This is a genomic window from Streptosporangium sp. NPDC002721 (genome assembly GCF_042888905.1).
In the GTDB taxonomy this organism is placed as follows: domain Bacteria; phylum Actinomycetota; class Actinomycetes; order Streptosporangiales; family Streptosporangiaceae; genus Streptosporangium.
Genome location: NZ_JBIAQI010000027.1, coordinates 30,022 through 50,743, shown reverse-complemented (window position 1 = coordinate 50,743; position 20,722 = coordinate 30,022). Strand labels below are relative to the sequence as shown.

18 protein-coding genes and 2 tRNA genes are annotated in these 20,722 nt (G+C 70.5%); 9 read left to right on the top strand and 11 right to left on the bottom strand.

Features of this window, described 5'->3' with window-relative positions; all coding sequences use genetic code 11:
* The first annotated feature begins 162 nt into the window (after positions 1-162).
* Positions 163-789 (top strand): hypothetical protein, encoded by a 627-nt coding sequence (locus ACFYWM_RS33435; protein WP_389922057.1) that lies wholly within the window; start codon positions 163-165, stop codon positions 787-789.
* A gap of 128 nt (positions 790-917) precedes the next feature.
* On the opposite strand, the gene ACFYWM_RS33430 is transcribed toward ACFYWM_RS33435, so the two are convergent.
* The 8 genes from ACFYWM_RS33430 to ACFYWM_RS33395 all read right to left on the bottom strand — a co-directional run bounded on the left by ACFYWM_RS33430 (position 918) and on the right by ACFYWM_RS33395 (position 6,133).
* The gene (locus ACFYWM_RS33430; protein WP_389922054.1) at positions 918-1,487 is read right to left on the bottom strand and encodes a TMEM165/GDT1 family protein; all 570 of its coding nucleotides are present in this window, start codon (positions 1,485-1,487) and stop codon (positions 918-920) included.
* A gap of 273 nt (positions 1,488-1,760) precedes the next feature.
* On the bottom strand, positions 1,761-2,807 hold the full coding sequence (locus tag ACFYWM_RS33425; protein WP_389922051.1) for a UDP-N-acetylmuramate dehydrogenase: 1,047 nt from the start codon (positions 2,805-2,807) through the stop codon (positions 1,761-1,763).
* Between the two features lie 40 nt (positions 2,808-2,847).
* A complete protein-coding gene (locus ACFYWM_RS33420; RefSeq protein ID WP_389922048.1) occupies positions 2,848-4,125 on the bottom strand; it encodes a hypothetical protein in 1,278 nt (425 codons plus the stop codon).
* 125 nt (positions 4,126-4,250) lie between these two features.
* Complete coding sequence (locus tag ACFYWM_RS33415; protein ID WP_389922319.1) at positions 4,251-4,679, bottom strand: MaoC family dehydratase; 429 nt, start codon at positions 4,677-4,679, stop codon at positions 4,251-4,253.
* 1 nt (position 4,680) lies between these two features.
* Positions 4,681-5,127, bottom strand: a complete 447-nt coding sequence (locus ACFYWM_RS33410) for a MaoC family dehydratase N-terminal domain-containing protein (RefSeq protein ID WP_389922045.1) — start codon at positions 5,125-5,127, stop codon at positions 4,681-4,683.
* A 402-nt stretch (positions 5,128-5,529) separates the two neighbouring features.
* Positions 5,530-5,694: a 50S ribosomal protein L33 gene (rpmG, locus tag ACFYWM_RS33405; RefSeq protein WP_030921771.1), complete on the bottom strand. Its 165-nt coding sequence runs from the start codon at positions 5,692-5,694 to the stop codon at positions 5,530-5,532.
* An 80-nt stretch (positions 5,695-5,774) separates the two neighbouring features.
* Positions 5,775-5,848: transfer RNA gene (locus ACFYWM_RS33400), tRNA-Met, on the bottom strand.
* Positions 5,849-6,060: 212 nt separating this feature from the next.
* Positions 6,061-6,133: transfer RNA gene (locus ACFYWM_RS33395), tRNA-Thr, on the bottom strand.
* Between the two features lie 574 nt (positions 6,134-6,707).
* Here ACFYWM_RS33395 and ACFYWM_RS33390 point away from each other — a divergent pair.
* The 5 genes from ACFYWM_RS33390 to ACFYWM_RS33370 all read left to right on the top strand — a co-directional run bounded on the left by ACFYWM_RS33390 (position 6,708) and on the right by ACFYWM_RS33370 (position 11,153).
* Positions 6,708-7,019, top strand: coding sequence for a hypothetical protein (locus ACFYWM_RS33390; protein WP_389922041.1), 312 nt, complete (start codon positions 6,708-6,710; stop codon positions 7,017-7,019).
* A gap of 381 nt (positions 7,020-7,400) precedes the next feature.
* The gene (locus tag ACFYWM_RS33385) at positions 7,401-7,649 is read left to right on the top strand and encodes a hypothetical protein (RefSeq protein ID WP_389922038.1); all 249 of its coding nucleotides are present in this window, start codon (positions 7,401-7,403) and stop codon (positions 7,647-7,649) included.
* A 299-nt stretch (positions 7,650-7,948) separates the two neighbouring features.
* Positions 7,949-9,241: a PP2C family protein-serine/threonine phosphatase gene (locus tag ACFYWM_RS33380; protein WP_389922036.1), complete on the top strand. Its 1,293-nt coding sequence runs from the start codon at positions 7,949-7,951 to the stop codon at positions 9,239-9,241.
* A gap of 110 nt (positions 9,242-9,351) precedes the next feature.
* A complete protein-coding gene (locus ACFYWM_RS33375) occupies positions 9,352-9,756 on the top strand; it encodes a YciI family protein (RefSeq protein ID WP_389922033.1) in 405 nt (134 codons plus the stop codon).
* Between the two features lie 83 nt (positions 9,757-9,839).
* Positions 9,840-11,153, top strand: a complete 1,314-nt coding sequence (locus tag ACFYWM_RS33370) for an RNA polymerase sigma factor (RefSeq protein WP_389922031.1) — start codon at positions 9,840-9,842, stop codon at positions 11,151-11,153.
* A 177-nt stretch (positions 11,154-11,330) separates the two neighbouring features.
* On the opposite strand, the gene ACFYWM_RS33365 is transcribed toward ACFYWM_RS33370, so the two are convergent.
* The 3 genes from ACFYWM_RS33365 to ACFYWM_RS33355 form a co-directional block, all read right to left on the bottom strand.
* The gene (locus ACFYWM_RS33365; protein ID WP_389922028.1) at positions 11,331-12,386 is read right to left on the bottom strand and encodes an LLM class flavin-dependent oxidoreductase; all 1,056 of its coding nucleotides are present in this window, start codon (positions 12,384-12,386) and stop codon (positions 11,331-11,333) included.
* A 326-nt stretch (positions 12,387-12,712) separates the two neighbouring features.
* A complete protein-coding gene (locus tag ACFYWM_RS33360) occupies positions 12,713-13,822 on the bottom strand; it encodes a hypothetical protein (protein WP_389922025.1) in 1,110 nt (369 codons plus the stop codon).
* Positions 13,819-14,337, bottom strand: coding sequence for a SigE family RNA polymerase sigma factor (locus ACFYWM_RS33355; RefSeq protein ID WP_389922023.1), 519 nt, complete (start codon positions 14,335-14,337; stop codon positions 13,819-13,821). The genes ACFYWM_RS33360 and ACFYWM_RS33355 overlap by 4 nt, the downstream gene beginning before the upstream one ends.
* A 789-nt stretch (positions 14,338-15,126) precedes the next feature.
* On the opposite strand from ACFYWM_RS33355, the gene ACFYWM_RS33350 reads away from it, so the two are divergent.
* Genes ACFYWM_RS33350 through ACFYWM_RS33340 form a run of 3 tightly spaced genes read left to right on the top strand, consistent with a single transcriptional unit; the run spans position 15,127 to position 20,721 of the window.
* Entirely contained in the window at positions 15,127-16,389 is a 1,263-nt protein-coding gene (locus ACFYWM_RS33350; protein ID WP_389922019.1) for a glycosyltransferase family 2 protein, read from the top strand.
* A gap of 1 nt (position 16,390) precedes the next feature.
* A complete protein-coding gene (locus ACFYWM_RS33345; RefSeq protein ID WP_389922016.1) occupies positions 16,391-18,739 on the top strand; it encodes a right-handed parallel beta-helix repeat-containing protein in 2,349 nt (782 codons plus the stop codon).
* On the top strand, positions 18,736-20,721 hold the full coding sequence (locus ACFYWM_RS33340) for a right-handed parallel beta-helix repeat-containing protein (protein WP_389922013.1): 1,986 nt from the start codon (positions 18,736-18,738) through the stop codon (positions 20,719-20,721). The genes ACFYWM_RS33345 and ACFYWM_RS33340 overlap by 4 nt, the downstream gene beginning before the upstream one ends.
* Position 20,722: the final 1 nt, after the last annotated feature.

Here is a 20,722-nt window from a genome sequence, read left to right as displayed (position 1 = left end):
GGCGGACGGCGCGGCGGAACGGATCCGGTGGCCTTTTCGATCCTGTCGTCAGGATCCTGTCTTCAAAACAGATAAAAAGCCTTATAAGCCATTATAAGCATACAAAAACACTCGTATCTCGATATATACGCACAGAATTGGGTGGTTGCGTATCTTGACCCCATGGACTTCTTCACCGCGCCACCGGCCCGTGACCGGGAACCGGAAGAGGAGAAGGCACATCCTCCCTGGATGGGCCCCCCGGACGCCGTGCTCGGCCGCACCGTCGACATCGGCCGGACGCTGTTCCGCAGTGAGGCGCTGGTCGTCGTGCTCACCAGTGCCGTCGCCTTTCCCGAGGGAGCGAAACTCCACCTCCGGATAGCGGCCCGTCCCGTCGAGGGCATGAACAAGGACACGTGGTGGGAGCGGCGTGACCTGATGTTCGAAAGGAGCCACTCCAGATTCCGTCCGGGAAAGGCGCTGGAAGACGAGATCCTCCGCTTCGGCGTCCGCTTCTCCGACGGCGGCAAGGCCACGACCGTCGACGGCAGGCCACACCATGACGGCGAGTGGCCCCCGCCGCCTCCCGACGGCCCGGTCCTCCAGCAGCACGGTGGAGGAGGTGGAAGCGGTAGTGACCGTCTCATCTCCCTCAGCTGGAACCTGTGGCTGTGGCCGCTGCCTCCCGCGGAGCCGTTCGAGGTCGCGGTCGAGTGGCCCGCCTTCGACGTGCCGCTGACGTTCACCGAGATCGACGGCGCGGCGATCGCCGCCGCCGCCGAGCACGCGCGGCCGTACTGGCCCTGAGCCGTACCGGCCCTACCCCATACCGGCCCTACCCCATACCGGCCCTGCGCCGTGTCGGCCCTAACCCATACCTGCCATGACCTGCACCGGCCATGACCTGCACCAGCCCCGACCCGTACCGGCTCTGATCAGACGAACAGCGGTTCGAGCAGCAGGATCACGCCGAAGACGGCGAAGGCCGCGGCGGCGCCGTAGCGGATGACCTTCTCCGGAAGGTGCTTGCCGAGCATCCGTCCGACCGCGATGGCCAGGGCGTCGGCGGCGACCATGCCCACCGTCGAGCCGATCCAGGTGCCGAACCAGCCGTACTGGGTGGCGAGCGTGATGGTCGCGAGCATCGTCTTGTCACCCAGTTCGGCGAGGAAGAAGGCGACGGTCACGGCGATGATCGCCGAACGGGTGGTGCGCTGCGCCTTCCGCGACTCCTCCTCGGTCAGCTCGTCCCCGCGCAGCGTCCACAGCGCGAAGCCCAGGAAGGCGATGCCGGCGATGATCGTGATCGCCGTGGTGGGGAGGAAGTCACCGACCAGCCCGCCCAGTCCGACGCTGAACAGGTGGACCACCGCGGTGGCCAGGGTGATCCCGGCGAGGACCGGCCACGGCTTGAACCGGGTGGCGAACGTCATCGCCATGAGCTGGCTCTTGTCGCCGAGCTCGGCGACGAAGATCACGACGAGACTGATCCAGAACGCTTCCAACGAAGGTGCCCTTCCGCGCGCGCAGCCGGGCGGAAGGTGGATACCCGGGGAGTCTCGGGCACGTCTTCGGCCCGGCGGCATCCATCAATGCCTGCCAGGCCGAAGGTCTCGTCCGCCACGGAACCGGGCGGAAACGGCCGGATCCGGGGCCCGCGCGACCGGGCGCCTCGGGCGCCAGCATGTCGATCACGCGATTGGGACTACTCCCCTTCGGGTTTTGCTATCAGACCATAGCAGTAGAAAACGGATGGCCATTACCCACCCCCGGGCACCTCAGAGGCGGGTGCCGACCATCACGGGCTCGTTGACGAGGGTGACGCCGAACTTCTCCAGGACGCCGTCCCTGACCTCGCGGGCGAGGTCGAGGAGCTCCTCCGTCGACGCCGCCAGCTCCGGATTCGTCATGGCGAGGGTGTGCTTGGTGGAGATGCGGGCCGGTCCACGCCGGTAGCCCTTCGGGAACCCGGCGTTCTCGATCAGCCACGCCGCCGGGACCTTGACGGCCCCCTCCGGCATGTCCCAGCGGGGGAACCCCGGCGCCCGCAGCTCCAGCTCGGCGGCCCGCCCGGCGGTGAGGACCGGGTTGGTGAAGAACGACCCCGCGCTGCGGGTGTCGGGGTCGGCCGCGTCCAGGACCATGCCCTTGCCCGCGCGCAGCTCCAGCACCGCCGCCCGGGCGTCCGCGAGCGGCACCCGGTCTCCCAGCGCGACGCCCAGCCGGGAGGCCAGCTCGCGGTAGGCGACCGGGCCGGACAGCGCGACGCCCAGCCGGGAGGCCAGCTCGTAGGTGACCGCGAGCACGACGTACCGCCCCAGGTCGTCCTTGAACGCGCTGTGCCGGTAGGCGAACCCGCACTCCCGCGCGTCGAGATCCCGCACCTCGCCGGTCCGGCGGTCGTAGGCCCGGACGGCGGTGATCGTCTGGGAGACGTCCTGCCCGTATGCGCCGACGTTCTGGATCGGCGTGGACCCGACCAGCCCGGGGATGCCGGACAGGCACTCCACGCCCGACCGGCCCTCGTCCACCGCGCGCTCGACCAGGGCGTCCCAGTCCTCGCCCGCCTGCGCGGTGACCAGATCCCCCGCGATCTCGACGCCCCGGGAGGCGACGCGCACGACCAGGCCGTCGAAACCCTCGTCGGAGACGACCAGGTTGCTGCCGCCGCCCAGCACGAGCACCGGCTCGCCCGCCCGGTCGGCCGCCGCCACCAGCTCGACGATCTCCTCGGACGACCCCGCCTCCACGAACGCCGCGGCCGGTCCTCCCAGCCCCAGCGTCGTGTACGGCGCCAGCCGCACCCCCGCCACCCGCTCCGTCATGCGCTTCCCCACCCGCCACCGGCCGAAATCCGCGACCAGCCTACGGGGAGCGCAGCAGCTTCAGCACCCGGTCGTGGTTTCGCCGGGACTCCTCGTCGCGGTATCCGGGGTCCACGCCGTCGTCGCGGCGCCGCCGTTCCTGGCGGACCGGGAGATCCTTGCCCAGTGCGACGAGCGTGCCGGGCAGCCCTAGCGAGAACTCCAGGTCGGCGTTGCGGTAGTAGCCGGCCTCGGCGGGGAAGCCGCCCGCGGCGAGCGCGACGTCGCGCCTGACCGCGAACAGGTGGCCGAGCAGCGCCCGGACCTCGCCCGGCTCGGCCTCCAGCCACCCCTGCCCGCCCTCGCGGGGGTCGACGCCCTTCCACCCGGCCGCGGTCACGTCGTCGTCCAGCGCCTTGACCAGCGGGGTGACGGCGTCGCCGTCCAGGATCACCGAGGTGTCCATGACGACGTGCACGTCCGAGGTGTCGAGGCGCAGCAGCTTGTCGCGACTCTCGCCCCACCCCGCCGAACCACCCCTCCAGTGCGGCGTCTCGGCCACGTGCCAGGCCTCCACCCGGCGGGGGAACTCCTCCGCCAGCTCCTGCAGCACCGCTCCCGCGCCGTCCACGTCTCCCAGGTCGAGGGCGAGGACCCTGGCCTCCGTACGGGCGACCAGGGCGCGTACGCACTCGCGTAGCTCGTCGGGGTGGCCGTCGACCAGGAGCGCGACGGTCACCGTCGGCCGCGCGGCCGTCGGCTCCTCGGCCCCGGCCGGGGGGACGATGGTCTCGTCGAGCCGGGAGACCGACAGGCTGGCGTCCCACAGCAGCTGGGAGGAGACCATCCGCTCGGGATGGCCGTCGAGATCGTCGGACCGGCCGACCAGCTCCGAGCCCTCGGGCGTCTGCTGGGGGGCCGCCTCGGTCTCGGCGACCCGCTCCGCGTCCAGATCTCCGAGCCGCCCCGGGTGACGTCCCGGATCGGCGGCCTCGGCGACCCGCTCAGGGTCGGCCGAGTCGTCCCTTCCGGTGGACACGTCCCCGGCGTCCCCGCCCGCCGGGCCCACCCGCCCGGGGGCCGTTGAGGCGCCCGGCTCACCGCCCGCCCCCTCGCGCCCCGCCTCCGGGGAACCGCCCTCGGGCAGGGAACTCACCGTGGGCCACACGTGGAAGGAGGGAGAGGGGATGAGCTCGAAACCGTCCGCGGTGTCCCGGACGAGCCAACCCTCGGTTCTGATCTCGTCACGGAGCGCGTCGGCGGCGGCATGATCGTGCTCGTCTCGCGCCTTGGCCCGCCGCTCGGCCAGGCCGGTCACGTTAGGAGGTACTTCGCTCATGCTGGGGAGCTACCCCTGGACGGGGAGATGATTCGACCCCGTTCCACGAGCGTGCCGCGAACCACACTCAGGCCGACAAACCACCCCCGAACCGACTCAACCGGACAGGCGGGCCGGTTGGGCGCCTACGCCAGCTGGACCACCGCGCGGGCCTTGGACAGGACCCGGGAGTCGTTGGACCTGGCGGTCAGCGCGACCACCACGCGATTGTCCTCGAGCTTCTCCTCGACGATCCCGCTCACGGTGATGACGGCGCCCTGGTCGTCGTCGGGGACGACGACCATGGAGGAGAACCGCACCCCGTAGTCGACGACCGCGCCGGGGTCGCCCACCCAGTCGGTGACGAACCGGCCACCCTGCGCCATGGTGAACATGCCGTGCGCGATGACGTCGGGAAGCCCGACGGTCTTGGCGAAGCGCTCGTTCCAGTGGATGGGGTTGAAGTCACCCGAGGCCCCGGCGTACATCACCAGGTTGGCGCGGCGCACGGTGTATTCGGCGGGCGGGATCTCCTGGCCCGTCTCGACCTCGTCGTACTTGACCGTCGCGGCCATCTCAGCCCGCCCCTCCACGCTCGACGATGGTGTTGTAGGTCGTGCACACGAACTCGCCGTCGACGGTGCTGACGTCGCTCTTGACGGTGATCAGCTCGTTGCGGCCGACGCTGCGGATGTCGGTCACGGTGGAGACGCTGACCAGCTCGTCCCCCGCGTGGATCGGCCGGCGGTACTCGAAGCGCTGCTCGCCGTGGACCACCATGGCGAGGTTCAGGCCGAGCTCTGGGTCGGTCAGGATCGACCCTCCGGCCAGGCTGAACACGATGGGGAAGGTCGGCGGCGCGATCACGTCGGGATGCCCCGCGGCCCGGGCGGCCTCCCTGTCCCGGTAGATCGGGTTGTTGTCGCCGATCGCCGTCGCGAACTCTTTGATCTTCACGCGACTGACCTCGTACGGCGAGGAGGGCGCGGACGCCCGCCCGACGAAGTCACGGTTCAGAGCCATCGTGCTCCTTTGCGGATATCGAACCGGTGAGGCCGACACCGGCGGATCGGACGAGACATTAACAGAACAAGATTCCAGCAGGCGCCCTCGGGTGGGCAACCGGGGAACGAACCACCGGAAAGCGATTCACCCGCCGGAGGGACTCCCTTGGCCGGTGGACCCAGTAGACCCGGTGGACGCCACCGGGGGACGAACCGCCGGAAAGCAGTTCATCGACCGGCGAACCCCTGGAAAACCGTAACCCGGTCCGCTCCCGCGCCGGCTCTCTTCCGCGCTCAACGCTCGTGCGAAAAAACTGTATGGATACGACAAACCGGCGCCTCGTCTGAGGACGCCGGTTTCCGTGGAGTATGTGCGTGCCGAAGCACTCATCTCCCGCCGCGGCGGAAGGCTTCGCGCAGACTAGCGAGTCTCGCGGTGCGCCTGGTGCGTCTTGCAGTTGGGGCAGTACTTCTTCAGCTCAAGCCGATCCGGGTCATTGCGCCGGTTCTTCCGCGTGATGTAGTTGCGGTGCTTGCACTCCTGGCAGGCCAGCGTGATCTTCGGCCTAACGTCGGTGGCAGCCACTTGGGAGTGCCTTTCTACGTTCGGGACAGTGGACAACCCACGACAGGACTTCCCCGATGAGAGAAGCCCCTGGTGGGTAGTAGCGGAGGCCGGACTTGAACCGGCGACACAACGATTATGAGCCGTTTGCTCTGCCTGGCTGAGCTACTCCGCCTTGAGGCCGACGAAATCGACCGACCCCGCAAGGATACCCGACCCGCAGAGTGCCTGCGTACTTGTGCAGGTCAGGGCGATCTCTTCTGGGTTGCCCCAGTATGCCCGCTCACGCGTCAGGAACCTTGAGTATTTTCTGGCCTGCCTTTACCTGCCTTCAAGGCCAACCAAGCCGAAAGCCCCAACCGGGAGGTTGGGGCCTTTAGGCTGTTGAGCCCCTTTACGGAATCGAACCGTAGACCTTCTCCTTACCATGGAGACGCTCTGCCGACTGAGCTAAAGGGGCCTGTCCGTGTCGCTCTCGCTTGCGGACAGGTGTAACCATACACGGCTCCGCAGCAGGATGCGAAATCAATTGAGGTCCCCCCGGATCACCACACGTCCCCCCTCGGAGCACCCACCCCGTCCTCCCGAGGAACCCCTTCCGGGGCCCGGCCCGCCCCCTCGGCTCCCGCCCGGGAACCCCGGAGGACACCGGCGCTACAGGCACCGGCCCCGGCCCGGCGGGCGGGGGTGGCGGGCCCGGCCCGGCGGCGGGGACGGTGAGCCCGCGTCCACTCCGGAGCCGAGCACCCGCCACCGGTCGGAGGCGTGGCCCCGGACGGCGGTCGCCCACGTCGCCGGTCATCGATGAAACGATCGGGGACGACCGCGGGCCCGCCCGCCGGGGCCCGCCGCCGGGAGGCGCCCGGGTTCGCCGTACGACCGTTGATCTTCAGCTAGGACGGACCACACAACAAAAGCGCGGTATGCCCACTTGGGCGCCTTTTGCTGAATATCTAGCCTTTCGGGAAACATCAGGCCGGACGGACACCCGGCCCGGTGAACGCCCGGCCTTTCGCGGAACATCGAGGAGCACGATGCTGCAGGACCGTCGCAGGGAAACGATCCGGGCGCTCGACGAGAGCGACCGGCCGCACCTGTACTGGCACGGGGTCGACGGCGACGGCCACGTGTGGCTGTTCGAGACCGTCATCGACAGCGGCGGGGAGTACTGGCCCGTGCGGCACGCCGAACTGGGTTCCGACGGCGTCGCCCGCACGTACTCCTGGCGCCACATCGAGGACGAGCACGGCTTCCTCGCCGAGGGCCCGATCTATCCCGGCGACTTCGGCCTGAACGCCCTGACCTCCGAGGAGTTCGACACCCTGTGGGCCGCGCTCGGCGGGTGACGGCACCCCTCGGACGCCTCCCGAGCACCCCTCGGACGCCTCCCGGCCACTCCGCGGACGCCTCCCGGCCACCCCCCGGACGCCTCCACCGGCATCGCTCGGATTCCTCCGCCCTCCACCCTCCCGGCCCGCGAACCTCCAGGCGCGATCTCGGGCGGCACCACGGCCTCACGGCCCCGTGCCGGACCGGCCCCGAACGGGGACGTCCGTCGATCACACGTGGGTCCGGCGGGTGGCGAATGGCATTCACCACCCCTTTCCATCGATTTTCGACTGTTTTCGACCACCGGTCGGCCGCCGTTCCGGCCGCGCCATAAGTTCGCTGAATCGGCATGACAAAGTGGGTTATTTCGCATATATGCATGGGGGTAAGTTGCTCGCATGAGCGGAACGCCCGGCCTGAGGATGGCAGCTTCGGACATGACCGCGCTGAGCCTGTGGACCGCCGACGCGGTGGTGCTGTTCGACTGGCTCCTGAGCGTGGATCTCGACCAGCTTCCCGTCCGGCACCTGGCACAGAAACAGGCCCTGATGGATCTTCTCCAGCAGCTTGACCGGAGCATCCCCGGCTACACCTCCGAGGACATCGAACAGGCGCACCTGCTGCTGACCCAGGAGATGGGCCTCTAGCCACGCCCCCCCCGCGCGGGACCGTACGATCCGTGCCGCGACCGTGAGGGGCCGTACCGTGACCGCGTGTCCCGGCCCGTGACGGGATCGCGTGGCTCGGGGCAGGAGGAGCATCGCCGTCCCGGGAACCCTGGCCTAGAGTTTGGTCCGTAGGGGTTCGTTCCGCTCTCCGTGAGACCCGGTGAGGCCCGGCCGCCTGCCCTCGGGCCGGCTCCGGAGGTTTCCGGCGTGAGCGGCGCGGTCGTGGATGACGTACCCGGAGGCGTGAACGACGTACCCGGAAGAAGGCAGTCGCGTACATGGGCGTTGAGATCCCGGCGGCGGTGTTCGATCCCAAGCGCCTGTCGGCGGTGCGGGCCACCGGCCTGCTCGACAGCGAGCCCGAGCCGTCGTTCGACGATCTCGCACGCCTGGCCGCGCGGGTGACCGGGACGCGACGGGCGTTCGTGACCCTGGTCGACGATCGGCGGGCGTTCTGGAAGAGCGCGATCGGGATGGGCGAGCTCTCCGCGTCCGAGCGGCAGAACGCGGTGTCCGACAGCCCCTGCCACATCCTGGTCGCGACGAACGAGCCGCTGCTCGTGGACGACGCCGCCACCGACCCGCGCGTACGCGACCTGCCGGCGGTGGAGCTGCTGGGGATCGGCGCGTGGGCCGGGTATCCCATCCACGGCCCGGACGGCGAGGTCCTGGGCGGGTTCTGCGTGGTGGACTCGGTATCGCGCGCCTGGTCCGACACCGACGCGCAGACACTGGCCATCCTGGCGCGCGCCGTGTCGAGCGAGATCCGGCTCCGGGACGCGCTGACCCGCTCCGAACGGCACGTGACGGAGCTGGAGGCCGCGGGCAAGGTGTCGGCGAGGCTGGCCAGGACCCTCCAGGACAGCCTGCTGCCGCCGATGATGCCGACGGTCCCCGGCCTGCAGGCCGCCGCCACCTACATCCCGGCCGCGGGCGAGGTGAACGTGACCGGCGACTTCTACGACCTGTTCCTGGCGAGCGGTTCGCGCTGGTGCGCCGTCCTGGGTGACGTGTGCGGGCACGGCGTGGAGGCCGCGCAGATCACCGCCCTGGCCCGATACACCCTGCGGGCCGACGCGCCCCGCCACATCTCGCCCAGCAGGGTGCTGGAACAGCTGAACCGGGCCCTGCTGGCGCAGCGGGTCAGGGACGGGCGGTTCCTGACCGTGGTGTGCGCGATCTTCCGCCCGGACGGCGACGGTTTCACCGGGATGCTGTCCACGGCCGGCCACCCTTCCGCCCTGCTGCGACGGGCCGACGGGAGCGTGGAGTCCCTGAGGACGCCCGGCGTCGTGCTGGGCATCATGGAGGAGACGAGGCTGGGGAACATCCGTTTCGACCTGCGGCCCGGTGACACGCTGGTGCTGTACAGCGACGGCGTCACCGAGGCCCACCCGCCGGGACGACAGGACCTGTTCGGCGACGAGCGCCTGGTCGCCCTGCTGGCGGAGTGCCGGGATCTCGACGCGGACGACATCGTGCGGCGGATCGGGGACGCCGCGCTCGACCACAGCCAGGGGCAGATGACCGACGACATGGCCATCCTGACCCTTCGCGTTCCCGACCAGTGACCGGAAATTTCTTTCGCCGGATGTTCGGCAGGATGTCGAGAACGCGCTCGCCTGCTTCTACCTGTGAGTGAGAGCGCCGGAGAAGGCTCTCGAACGCGAGGAGCGAAGACATGAAGTACATGATGTTGATGCAGTTCGGCGGGCAGACGGACGACTTTCCGCCGATCCACACCTGGCCCGTCGAGGACGTCCAGGCCCACATCCAGTTCATGCACGACACGAACCGGAAACTCGTCGACGCCGGGGAGTTCGTGGACGCGCAGGGGCTGGCGGCCCCGGACCAGGCCAAGATCGTACGGGCCGGTGAGGGCGGTGCCGCCGTCGTGACGGACGGCCCGTTCCCCGAGACGAAGGAGTTCCTGGTCGGCTACTGGATCATCGACTGCGACGGCCCCGAGCGGGCGGTCGACCTCGCCGCGCACGTCTCGGCGGCCCCCGGCCCCGGCGGCAGGCCGCTGAACATGCCGATCGAGCTGCGCCAGGTGATGTCGGCCGCCCAGTCGGAGGAGCCGTGACCGCCGGACACACCGGTCTCGCCCTGCCGAAGGAGCCGTGACCGCTGGACACCCCTGCCGCCGACGACCTGCTGCGCCAGCTGGTGCCGCAGGTCGTCGGCGTGCTCACCCGGCGCTTCGGGGACTTCGCCGCCGCCGAGGACGCCGTCCAGGAGGCGCTGATCGACGCCGCCGCCCAGTGGCCGGAGGAGGGCGTCCCCGCCAACCCGCGGGGATGGCTCATCCAGGTCGCGTACCGCAGGATGACCGAGCAGCTCCGCAACGAGCAGGCGCGGCGCCGCCGGGAGGAGCTGGTGGCCACCCGGACGCCCCCCGACCGGCGGACGGCTCCGCCCGCGGACGACGCCTACGAGACGGACCGGGACGACACGCTCACCACGCTGTTCCTGTGCTGCCACCCCGCGCTGACCCCGGCGTCGGCGATCGCCCTCACCCTGCGGTCCGTGGGCGGCCTGACCACGGCCGAGATCGCCAGGGCCTTCCTGGTGCCCGAGCCGACCATGGCGCAGCGGATCAGCCGGGCCAAGCAGCGCATCAAGGCGTCGGGGGTCCCGTTCCGCATGCCCGCTCCCCCGGAACGGGCGCGACGGCTCGGCTCGGTGCTGCACGTGCTCTATCTCATCTTCAACGAGGGGTACGCCAGCAGCGCCGGCCCCGATCTGCAGCGGGTGGAGCTGTCCCGGGAGGCGATCCGGCTGGCCAGGATGGCGCACGGCCTGCTCCCCGACGACTGCGAGGTGGCCGGACTCCTCGCCCTGATGCTGCTCACCGACGCCCGGCGCCCCGCACGTACCGGCCCCGGCGGCATCCCGATCCCGCTGGCCGATCAGGACAGGAGCCTCTGGGACGGCGAGGCCGTCGCCGAGGGGATCGCGCTCGTCACCGGCACCCTGGCCAGGGGCGCGGTCGGCCCCTACCAGCTCCAGGCGGCGATAGCCGCGCTCCACGACGAGGCGGCGACGGCCGAGGAGACCGACTGGCCGCAGATCCTGGCGCTGTACGGCCTGCTGGAACGCATGTCCGACAACCCCATGGTCTCGCTCAACCGCGCCGTCGCCGCCGCCATGGCGCACGGCCCCTCGACCGGTCTCGACATGCTCGGGCAACTCGGCGCCGACGGCCGTCTGGCGGGGCACCACCGCTTCTACACGGCCCGCGCCCACCTCCTGGAGATGGCCGGTGACCGGCGGGCGGCCGTCGACGACTACCGCGCGGCGGCGAGCCGCACGACGAGCACCCCGGAACGCGACTACCTCACCACCCGCGCCGCCCGCCTCGCCACACCGGACCAACCGGAGCGACCCACCCCCACCGGCCACCCCGAGCCGTCCCCCGACCAACCGGAGCGCCCCACCTCCACCGGCCACCCCGAGCCATCTCCCAGCCAACCGGGGTGAACCACCCCACCGGCCGACACAAACCGTCCCCGACCAACCGGAGCGACCCACCCTGGCCGACCAGCCCGAGCGGACCGCCACCGGCCGGTCGACCGGCTTGACCGCGATCCGTCCCACTTACCGGTACGCCTCGGAGGCGCGGGCCCGTGGCCGTCGGGCCCGCCCGGGTCATCCGGTCTACGTCGCGGCCGGGGCCGAGGCCGGGGCCAGCAGCCGCCGCACCCTCGGCACCACTTCCTCCCCGTAGAGGCGGATCGTGTTCATCAGGTTCTCGTGCGCGAGCGTCCCCGAGCTGTACTTGAGCTCGAAGCGTTCGACACCGAGCGCGCTCACCGTCTTCGCGATCTTCGCGGCCACCGTCTCGGGGGATCCCACGTAGAGCGAGCCCTCGTCGGCCTCCGCCTCGAAGCGGTCGCGGTTCGTCGGACCCCAGCCGCGCTCGCGCCCGATGCGGTCGTGCATCGCCCGGTAGTGCGGCCAGAGCTCGTCGCGGGCCTGCCGGTCGGTCTCGGCGATGTGACCCGGCGAGTGCACGCCTACCGGCAGCCGCTGGACCTCCAGCTGGTCGAGCGCGCGGTGGTACAGGTCGACGTACGGCGCGAACCGCTCCGGCGGGCCGCCGATGATCGCGAGCATGAGCGGCATCCGGTAGCGCGCAGCGCGCACCACGGACTCGGGGCTGCCACCGACGCCGATCCAGGTCCGCAGCCGGCCCGACTCCGTCTTCGGATACACGTGCTGGTCCTTCAGACCGGCACGCAGCCGCCCCTGCCAGGTGACCGGCCCCTCCTCCAGGAGATGGGAGAGCAGGTCGAGTTTCTCCTCGAACAGCTCCTCGTACTGCGCCAGGTCGAAACCGAACAGCGGGAACGACTCCGTGAACGAGCCACGGCCGAGGATGATCTCCGCACGGCCCCGGGACACCGCGTCCAGGGTGGCGAACCTCTCGAACACGCGCACCGGGTCGTCCGAGCTGAGCACGGTCACCGCGGTGCCGAGCCGGATGCGTTCGGTACGGCCGGCGATCGCCGCCAGCACGATCTCCGGCGCCGTGACGGCGAAGTCGTCCCGGTGGTGCTCCCCGATGCCGATCGCGTCGATCCCCACGCTGTCGGCGAGCACGGCCTCCTCGACGACGTTACGGATCACCTGCGCGTACGGCAGCCGGTGCCCGTCCGCGTCGACCGTGACGTCCCCGAAGGTGTCGATCGCGAACTCAAGCGGTACGGACATCATCCCCTCTTTCCCAATGACTTCCCGAGACTTCCCGAGACCCCGAGACCCGAGACCTCCAGGGCTCCCGGCCGTCTCAGCCGTCTCCCGGCCGCTTGTCAACGGCGTGGACATAGGCGAAACCACGCCACCACGGTGAGAATTCCGGCAGGTGACCGCGACCACGCCCGCCGGCGCGAAGCCGGGGACGCGGGGAGAACACCGGTGCGAGGCGTACGGCGGCGAGGCCCGCCACCTCGCGGCCGGATGGACGTGACCGGCGGGTGGAGCGGTGGCGGGCGGGGTGCGCGACGTTCCGGGGCGAGGGAACCCGGGCTCCGGTGCCGTCAGAGACCCGCCCTTCCGGGCAGGGTCAGGGAGATGTGCGCGAACAGGCCCGGGTAGCGGGCCACCAGCCGGGCCTGTCCGGTGTCGATGTTGACCGCGTAGGTGCTGGTCTCCGTTTTCTCGTGGATGACCGTGAGCTCCGACGCCCCGCGCCAGAAAGAGGTCCCGCAGTCACCGTGACCCTTCGGCACGCCCTGGACGGCGACCCTCCGCAGGATCCGCCCGGTCTTGGCGTCGAGGAGGGTGAGCACGCACTTCATGTGGCCCTCCTGCCTGAAGTCGAAGGCGGCCACCGTGCGGCCGTCCGGGGCGAGTTCGCTGAACCCGATGAACACGCCGTCGAAGCGCACCGGCGCGCCTCCGCCGGTGACGGGCATCAGCCACAGGTCGGTCTTGACGTACCGGACCAGCGCGGCGACACCGTTCCTGATGCTGATCGCCTCGAACTTGCCGGGCACCGACACCGTCCTGCCGGTCCGCATGTCGATCAGCAGCCCGGGATCCTTGCTCCCCTCCCGCGGATCGAAGATCACGTGGCGGCCGTCGTCGGAGAGCACGAGCATGGAGCCCGCGCCGATCCGCTCCTCCTTCACTTTCACGGGGGAGGTCATCTCGGAGCCGCTCACCAGGTCGCGGACCACGTGGGCCTGGGCCTGGCGACTGTAGTAGGCGATCATGCGCCCGTCCCGGCTGATCGCTGTGGGTGCGTACCACTCCTTGGTGGTGCGGGCGAGTGCCTGCGGCATCCGGTAGGTCGTGCCGGCGCGGGTGACCACCCGCCACTCGACGACGCTGCAGTCGGGAGGTTGCCGCCGATCGGACCCGATCTTGCATGGCGTCCGGTACGCGTGGCTGAGCGGCCCCACCTTGCCGCCGGGCAGGTCGGTAACCGGCTTCTCCGCACCGCGCGGCGTGGCCGTGCTGTCCCCGCGCGACCACGGCAGCGCCACGGCCGCCGTCGCCGCGCCGAGCACCGCGACCGCCGCGACGGCGGCCAGCGCCAGGGTGGCGCGCCGCCTGCGCCGGTGGCCGGCGATGGCCAGGTCGGCCAGGTTCACCAGGGGGGCCTCGTCGGCGATACCGTCCAGCACCTCGTACAGCCTCGTCATCGGGCCACCTCCCTGAGCTCGGGATCGGACAGCAGGTGCGCCAGCTCGGGCGCGAGGGCGCGCAGGCGGGCCAGCGCGTGATGGACCTGGCTCTTGACGGTGCCCACCGAGCAGCCGAGGACCTCGGCCGCCTGCGTCTCGGTGAGGTCCTCCCAGAAGCGCAGCACGATCACCGCGCGCTGCTTGGGCGTCAGCTTGGCCAGCGCCTGGCGCAGCACGATCCGGTCGAGCGCGGCCTCGTCGTAGGACGCCCCGCGTTCCGGCGGGTCGGCGCTCGGTAACTCGGGACGCGGCCGGCGCCACCAGGAGATGTACTGGTTGATCAGGGCCTTGCGCACGTACGCCTCCGGATTGCCGTCCCTGGACAGCTTGGGCCACTGCCCCACCACCTTGATGAGGACGCTCTGCAGCAGGTCCTCGGCGAGGTGGGCGTCTCCCGTGAGCAGGTAGGCGGCCCGCATCAGCGCCTGCTGGCGGGCGAGCACGAACTCGCGGAAGCCGTCGTGATGATTCAATGTGATCTCCTCCCGCCCGTTCCCAACGCACCCCGCGGCCCGAATGGTTGTAGCCCTTTCCCGGTTCCCCTCGCCGCCCGCCTTCTTCGCACCGCCCGCTTCCGCACGGATTCTTCGCGCCGCCCGCCTTCTTCACGGACTTCTCGCGGACTCATCGCGGGCTCTTCACGGGCTCATCGCGGGCTCATCGCGAACTCATCGCGGGCTCATCGCGGGCTCATCGCGGGCTCATCGCGGGCTCATCGCGGGCTCATCGCGAGCTCACCGCGGCGGGACCGCCCCGCCGCTCCTCGGTGACCACCGTGCGGCACGGGTCGACGGGGTCGCCGGGGTCGGCGCGAGGCCTATGAGCGACGCGCTCCGGGGCCGGCGCGGGACTCGCGAGCGACGCGCTCCGGGTTCGTTCGAGGGAGGCCCGGCAATGCCAGGCCGTCCAGCCTCCCGCGCCCTTTCCGCGGGCGCGGCCGGAAGTTCGGTTACCGGCCCGTAACCCCGGCTGGAGTCTCAGCCTGTGGACTCACCCCAGGCGATCTCTCAGAACCATCCCCAAAAGCGCACAAAAGCTGATATATCTGACATTCCGCTGGTGACGTAAGGAGTCCGTGGGGTCCGTGATGCTCTCGAGGTCACCTCATCGACCACGGGCGCACCATGTGCAAACTCCCTCAGTCTTGTAACGGTTGTACCGTTCCAAGATACTTGGCCACGGTTGGCCCAGTAATGTCCTGACCCATCAGCTAAGGGGTCTTTCCCCATGGGCATGTTCGGACGATTCGCCCAGGAGGATCAGTGGCGTCAGTTTTCGAGTGGTTTGATGCTGCCTATGAATGGATCGTCCGCTCCAGCGCCAACGGATCCTGGCGGGACCTGATCCCCCTGGGTCTGGCCGGCCTGCTCGTCTGGGGCCTGTGGGTCTACCGGGTGGTGCTGTCCCGGCTGGCCAAGCCGATCGTGAACGGTTACCGGACCACGGTCTCCGTGGTCGTCCCCTCCTACCGGGAGGACGCCGAGATCCTGGTGCGCTGCCTGGAGAGCTGGCTGGCCCAGGATCCGCAGGAAGTCATCATCGTGGTGGACGTCGCGGACACCGAGTGCCACGCCAAGCTCAGCGAGGTGACGGACCCCCGGCTGCGCGTCCTGATCTTCGAGCACTCGGGCAAGCGCTCCGCGCTCGGGGTGGGCATCCGGGCGGCCGAGGGCGAGGTCGTGGTCTTCGCCGACTCCGACACCTGGTGGCAGCCCGGCCTGCTGGACGCCGTGCAGATGCCCTTCGAGGACCCCGCGGTCGGCGGCGTGGGCACCCAGCAGAACGTGTTCCAGCGGACCAGCAGCGTCTGGCGGCGCATCGCGGACTGGCTGGTCAACCTGCGCTACTACGACTACGTACCGGCGATGGGCAGCAGGGGCGGGGTGGCCTGCCTGTCCGGCCGGACCGCCGCCTACCGGCGTGAGGCCATCCTCCCGGTCCTCCCCCACCTGGAGAACGAGTTCTTCCTCGGCCGCCGGTGCATCGCCGGCGACGACGGCCGGCTCACCTGGCTGGTCCTCGCCTCCGGGTACAAGACCGTGCACCAGTCCTCGGCCCGCGCCATCTCGATGTTCCCCGACTCCTTCCGCGCCTTCGTCAAGCAGCGCGTCCGGTGGAGCCGCAACTCCTACCGCTGCTACCTGACCGCGCTGTGGAAGGGGTGGTTGTGGAAGACCCCGCTGGTCACCAAGGTGACCGTGCTGCAGATCCTGCTCACCCCGGTGACCATGGGCGTCACGCTCGCCTACCTGTTCTTCAGCAGGCTTGAGCTCACCCCGATGGGCATCGGGCTCGCCGTCGGCTGGCTGCTCCTCGGCCGGGGCGTCCGCGGCTGGTCCCACCTGCGCCGCCACCCCTCGGAGATCCTGCTGCTCCCGCTGCTCTGCCTGGTGGTCATCATGATCGCGCTGCCGATCAAGCTGTACGCGTTCCTGACGATGAACAAGCAGGGCTGGCTCACCCGTACCTCCGACCAGGTGGGCGGAGCGGGGCAGAGCGCCGCCACGCTCAAGGGGCTGGTCTGAGATGGCGCGCTCCGCCCCCGTCCTGCTGGGCGCCGCGATGCTGGCGCTCGGGCTGGCGGCCGGTCCGGCGGCCGCCCTCTCGTCCCCCCAGCCGCCGAACGACTCCGAGGTCGTCTCGAATCCCAACCCGTCCCCGACGGGCAGCGGTGCTCCGGACGACAACCCGTTCCTGAACACCCCGGAGCCCGAGGAGGAGGAAGAGGAGGAGCCCCCCGCCGAGGAGGAGCAGCCTCCGCCGAGGAACACCCCTCCCCCGAAACCCAGCCGGACGCCGACCGCCAAGCCGACCTCGACGGCCGCCCCGACCCGGACGGCCAGGCCGGTCACGAGAGACGGTTCGCAACCGACCACCGGCCCGGCCCCGACGGCGAGCCCGACCACGGAGGAGTCCCCGGCCCTGATCGAAGACGCGATCATGGCGAACGACGCGATCCTGAAGGCCGGCACCCTCACGGCGGGCGACGCCGAGGCGCAGGCGACCCTGGTGGACGTCGAGGACCAGCGGATCATCCAGACCCGCGCCGCGCTCACGGCCATGTTGCAGACCGGCGGCATCGCGGCCGCCCAGCGCAAGCAGCCCCAGGTCTTCGTGTCGGCGCACGGCAGGACGCTGGTGCTGCCCGCGCGCAACACCGAGGCCCCGTACACCCTCAAGGACCTCGCGGCCGTCGAGAAGGGCCGGTACCTGCGGCGGCTGAAGGACGGCTCCTACCTGCTCGGCGTCCAGATCTTCGTGGCCGACGGGGCGCGCCTGCAGTTGCGCGGCCCGCTGACGCTGCGGATGGGCAGCCTGCCCGGTTCGTTCAGCTCGATCATCGCGTTCGGCGGCGACATCGAGATCAAGGGCACCGCCAAGAGGCCGGTGCGGATCACCAGCTGGGACGTACGCACCCAGAAGCCGGACCTGACCACGACCGACGGCCGCGCCTACATCCGGGCGGTCGGCGGCGAGTTCGAGATGACCTACGCACAGGTCTCCCACCTGGGATTCTGGAGCGGCCGCACCGGGGGCATCGCGCTCACCGGCACCGAGCGCCCGGCCAGCGTCTACCGGCACCGGACGAAGGACCAGCGCCACCAGGACAAGCAGGAACGGCTGGCGAACACCAGGCGGGGCGACCGGGGCGGGAGCAACTTCGGCGACGTGGAGACCATCCCGATCGGCCCCGGCACCGCCTCGCACGTGCTCGCCGACGAGCTGGTGTCCGGATCGATCAAGAACAGCGTCATCACCGGCGACGCCTACGGGGTCTTCGTCTCCGGCTCGAACCAGACGCAGATCATCAACAACAAGATCAGAAACAGCCTGGTGCACGGCGTGTTCATGCACCGGTTCGCCAAGAACGCGACGATCGAGGCGACCGAGGTGACCGGCAGCGGCGGCGACGGCTTCGTGCTGTCACGGGCGACCGAGAAGGTGAAGGTCGTCGACTGCCTGGCCGCGCGGAACAAGCGCAACGGCTTCACGCTCAACGGGCGGGCGCTCGCGAGCGGCCCGTCCGCGAGCGGCGAGTCGCTCGCCGTCTACGGCGACAGCTCGGTCAGCAACAGCACCGCCCGCGACAACGGGAGGTACGGCGTCGAGGTGCTCGGCGGCAGCCGGCTGGCCGTGCAGACCAGCGAGATCATCGGCGGTGACATGGGCATCGTGGTACGCGAGGGCGCCAGCGGCGTCCAGATCTCCGGCAACAGGCTGACCGACCAGCGCCGCCAGGCGATCGCGCTGCGCGACGGGGCGACCGGCGCCCACGTGGCGGGCAACACGATCACCGGGACCGTGACCGGGATCTACCTGCGCAACTCCGCCGGAATGGTCGTCGGAAACAAGATCACGACCAAGTCGAACCCCAAGGCCCACGGGATCACCGTGGTCGGCGACGCCACCGGCTCCGAGATCACCCGCAACACCGTCGTCGGCTCGGGGACGAGCGCGATCAGCGTCGCGCGGGCCGCCGACACGGTGAACAAGCACAACAACGACGAGGACCGGTGGAACGACACGTCGTCGTTCTGGGTCAAGGCCAAGCGCTACGTCAAGCCCATGAACGTGATCTGGGCCGGGGTCATCCTCCTGGTGGTCGTGTCGGCGATCCGCTCCCGCGGCGTCACCGACCGGCGGCAGGGCCGCGGCGAGATCCGTAACCCCTACGAGCAGCAGCGCCTGCTCGCCGAGGGGCGGTTCGTGCGGCTGCGCCACGCCGCCCCGCCCCCGCCGGATCCCTTCGAGTCCGTCGCCGCCGTACATCCCTCGTGGCAACTGCAGCCGGCGCCCGCCGACGAGGATCCCTCGCGGCGAGTGCGTCCGGCGGCGTCGCACGCCGACTCGGCCCCCGTGGGAGGCAGGGGATGAGCCAGTCGCCCAAGCGAAGAGGCCGCACCCTCCTCATGGTCCTGGTCCTGGTCCTGTCCGCGACCGGCACCTGGGCGTACCTCTCCTACTTCGATCGCTCCGTCCCGGTCCCGGGCGTCAACGAGGTGGCCCCGGCGGAGGCCCAGCAGCAGTCGACCCTGGCCGACCAGGAAGACCTGCGGATCATGCAGACCCGCGCGACGCTGTCCTCGGCGCTGGCCCGGGGCGGGCCCGCCGCCGCGCGGTCCCGCGTGCCGCACATCTCCAGCTCGGCCAACGGCCAGACGCTCGTGCTGCCGCAGCGCCGCGACCCGTACCGGATCGCCGACCTGGAGCGCCTCGGCCAGGAGTACTTCCAGAAGCAGTCGGACGGCTCCTACGTGCTCGGCATCAACCTGTTCGCCGGTCCGGGGGCCAAGGTGGTGCTCCAGAACGCGACCGGCCCGCTGGTGATCCGGATGCGCAGCGACCCCGGCGCCTTCGTCTCGATCGTGAGCTTCGGCGCGAACATCCGGATCAACGGCTCGGCGCGCAACCCGGTGCGGATAACGAGCTGGGACGCGCACGCGAGGACGGCCGACACCAAGGTCTCCGACGGGCGCGCCTACCTGCGCGTGGTCGGCGGGGAGCTCAAGATGAGCCACGCGCTGGTGGAGCACCTCGGATTCTGGAGCGGCCCGACCGGCGGGCTGGCGCTCACCGGCAGCGACCGGCCGATCCGGACCGCGGACCTGGTGACCACCCCTGCCACCTCCACCACCACCGGCACCGCCACCGGCACCACCCCCGGCGTCCCGCGGCCGTCGCTCACCCCGAAACCGAAGCCGAAGCCGACCGGCTCCCAGCAGCGGGCGCTCCTGCCCAACGGCCTCCTCGTGCCGAGCAGGGGCGGCAACAACGAGATCGAGATCACCAACGGGGCGGGCCGGGGCAGGGTCGCCTACCGGCTGCCCGAGGCCAACCTGGTCACCGGCGACATCACCGACACCAAGATCAACGGTAACGCGTACGGGATCTTCATCACCGCCTCCAACGAGACCCGGATCATCGACGTCTCGGTCACCGGGAGCCTGGTCCACGGGGTGTTGCTGCACCGGTTCGCGCGCAACGCCACCATCGAGAACACCACCGTGACCGGCAGCAGGGGTGACGGTTTCGTCCTGTCCAGGGGCACGCAGAACGTCACGATCAACGGCTCGGAGGCCACGCGCAACGAGGGCAACGGCTTCACCATCAGCGGCCTGCCGCTGGCCCGGGGGCCGTCGGCGTCCGGGGAGTCGCTGCGCAGCTTCGGCGGCAGCTCGGTGACCAGCAGCACGGCGCGGGACAACGGCCGCTACGGCGTGGAGATCCAGGGTGGCGACAAGCTCGTCGTACAGACCACCGAGGTGATCGGCGGGGAGATGGGCATCGTGGTGAGCCAGGACGCCACCGGGGTCCAGCTCTCCGGCAACCGTCTCACCGGCCAGCGCAGCCAGGGAATCGCGCTCCGCGACGGGGTGCGGGGGGCCAGGATCAGCGGCAACATCGTCCGGGACACCCAGACCGCGATCTACCTCCGCAACTCCGAGGCCACCGTCTCCGCCAACACCGTCGAGTCCGCCTCGCTGCACGCGATCTCACTCCTCGGCACGGCCCAGGGCACCAAGGTCACCGAGAACACCCTGGGCGGCGCGGGCCGCAGCGCGCTCGACACGGGCCGGGCGAAGGGAACCACGACCGTCACGCAGAACGACACCACCGGCTGGCAGGACACCGCCGGCTTCTGGACGACGGTCAAGCGGATCGCCAAGCCGATGAACCTGATCTGGCTGGGCGTGATCTCCCTGATCGTCGTCTCGGCGCTCCGGGCGCTGCGCGGCGACGGCCCGCGGGTCGGCAACCGGTTCGTTCATCCGTACGAGAAGCAGACACTGATGGAAGAGCGACCGGCCCGGCTCCTGAAGCCCGCCACCGCCCAGCCACCAGCGGAGAGGAGCTGAG

Bases quoted from the DNA above. Each gene is read 5' to 3' on its own strand.
- ACFYWM_RS33435 (WP_389922057.1), top strand. From the start codon at position 163: ATGGACTTCTTCACCGCGCCACCGGCCCGTGACCGGGAACCGGAAGAG.
- ACFYWM_RS33425 (WP_389922051.1), bottom strand. From the start codon at position 2,807: ATGACGGAGCGGGTGGCGGGGGTGCGGCTGGCGCCGTACACGACGCTG.
- ACFYWM_RS33420 (WP_389922048.1), bottom strand. From the start codon at position 4,125: ATGAGCGAAGTACCTCCTAACGTGACCGGCCTGGCCGAGCGGCGGGCC.
- ACFYWM_RS33415 (WP_389922319.1), bottom strand. From the start codon at position 4,679: ATGGCCGCGACGGTCAAGTACGACGAGGTCGAGACGGGCCAGGAGATC.
- ACFYWM_RS33410 (WP_389922045.1), bottom strand. From the start codon at position 5,127: ATGGCTCTGAACCGTGACTTCGTCGGGCGGGCGTCCGCGCCCTCCTCG.
- ACFYWM_RS33390 (WP_389922041.1), top strand. From the start codon at position 6,708: ATGCTGCAGGACCGTCGCAGGGAAACGATCCGGGCGCTCGACGAGAGC.
- ACFYWM_RS33385 (WP_389922038.1), top strand. From the start codon at position 7,401: ATGAGCGGAACGCCCGGCCTGAGGATGGCAGCTTCGGACATGACCGCG.
- ACFYWM_RS33380 (WP_389922036.1), top strand. From the start codon at position 7,949: ATGGGCGTTGAGATCCCGGCGGCGGTGTTCGATCCCAAGCGCCTGTCG.
- ACFYWM_RS33375 (WP_389922033.1), top strand. From the start codon at position 9,352: ATGAAGTACATGATGTTGATGCAGTTCGGCGGGCAGACGGACGACTTT.
- ACFYWM_RS33365 (WP_389922028.1), bottom strand. From the start codon at position 12,386: ATGTCCGTACCGCTTGAGTTCGCGATCGACACCTTCGGGGACGTCACG.
- ACFYWM_RS33360 (WP_389922025.1), bottom strand. From the start codon at position 13,822: ATGACGAGGCTGTACGAGGTGCTGGACGGTATCGCCGACGAGGCCCCC.
- ACFYWM_RS33345 (WP_389922016.1), top strand. From the start codon at position 16,391: ATGGCGCGCTCCGCCCCCGTCCTGCTGGGCGCCGCGATGCTGGCGCTC.
- ACFYWM_RS33340 (WP_389922013.1), top strand. From the start codon at position 18,736: ATGAGCCAGTCGCCCAAGCGAAGAGGCCGCACCCTCCTCATGGTCCTG.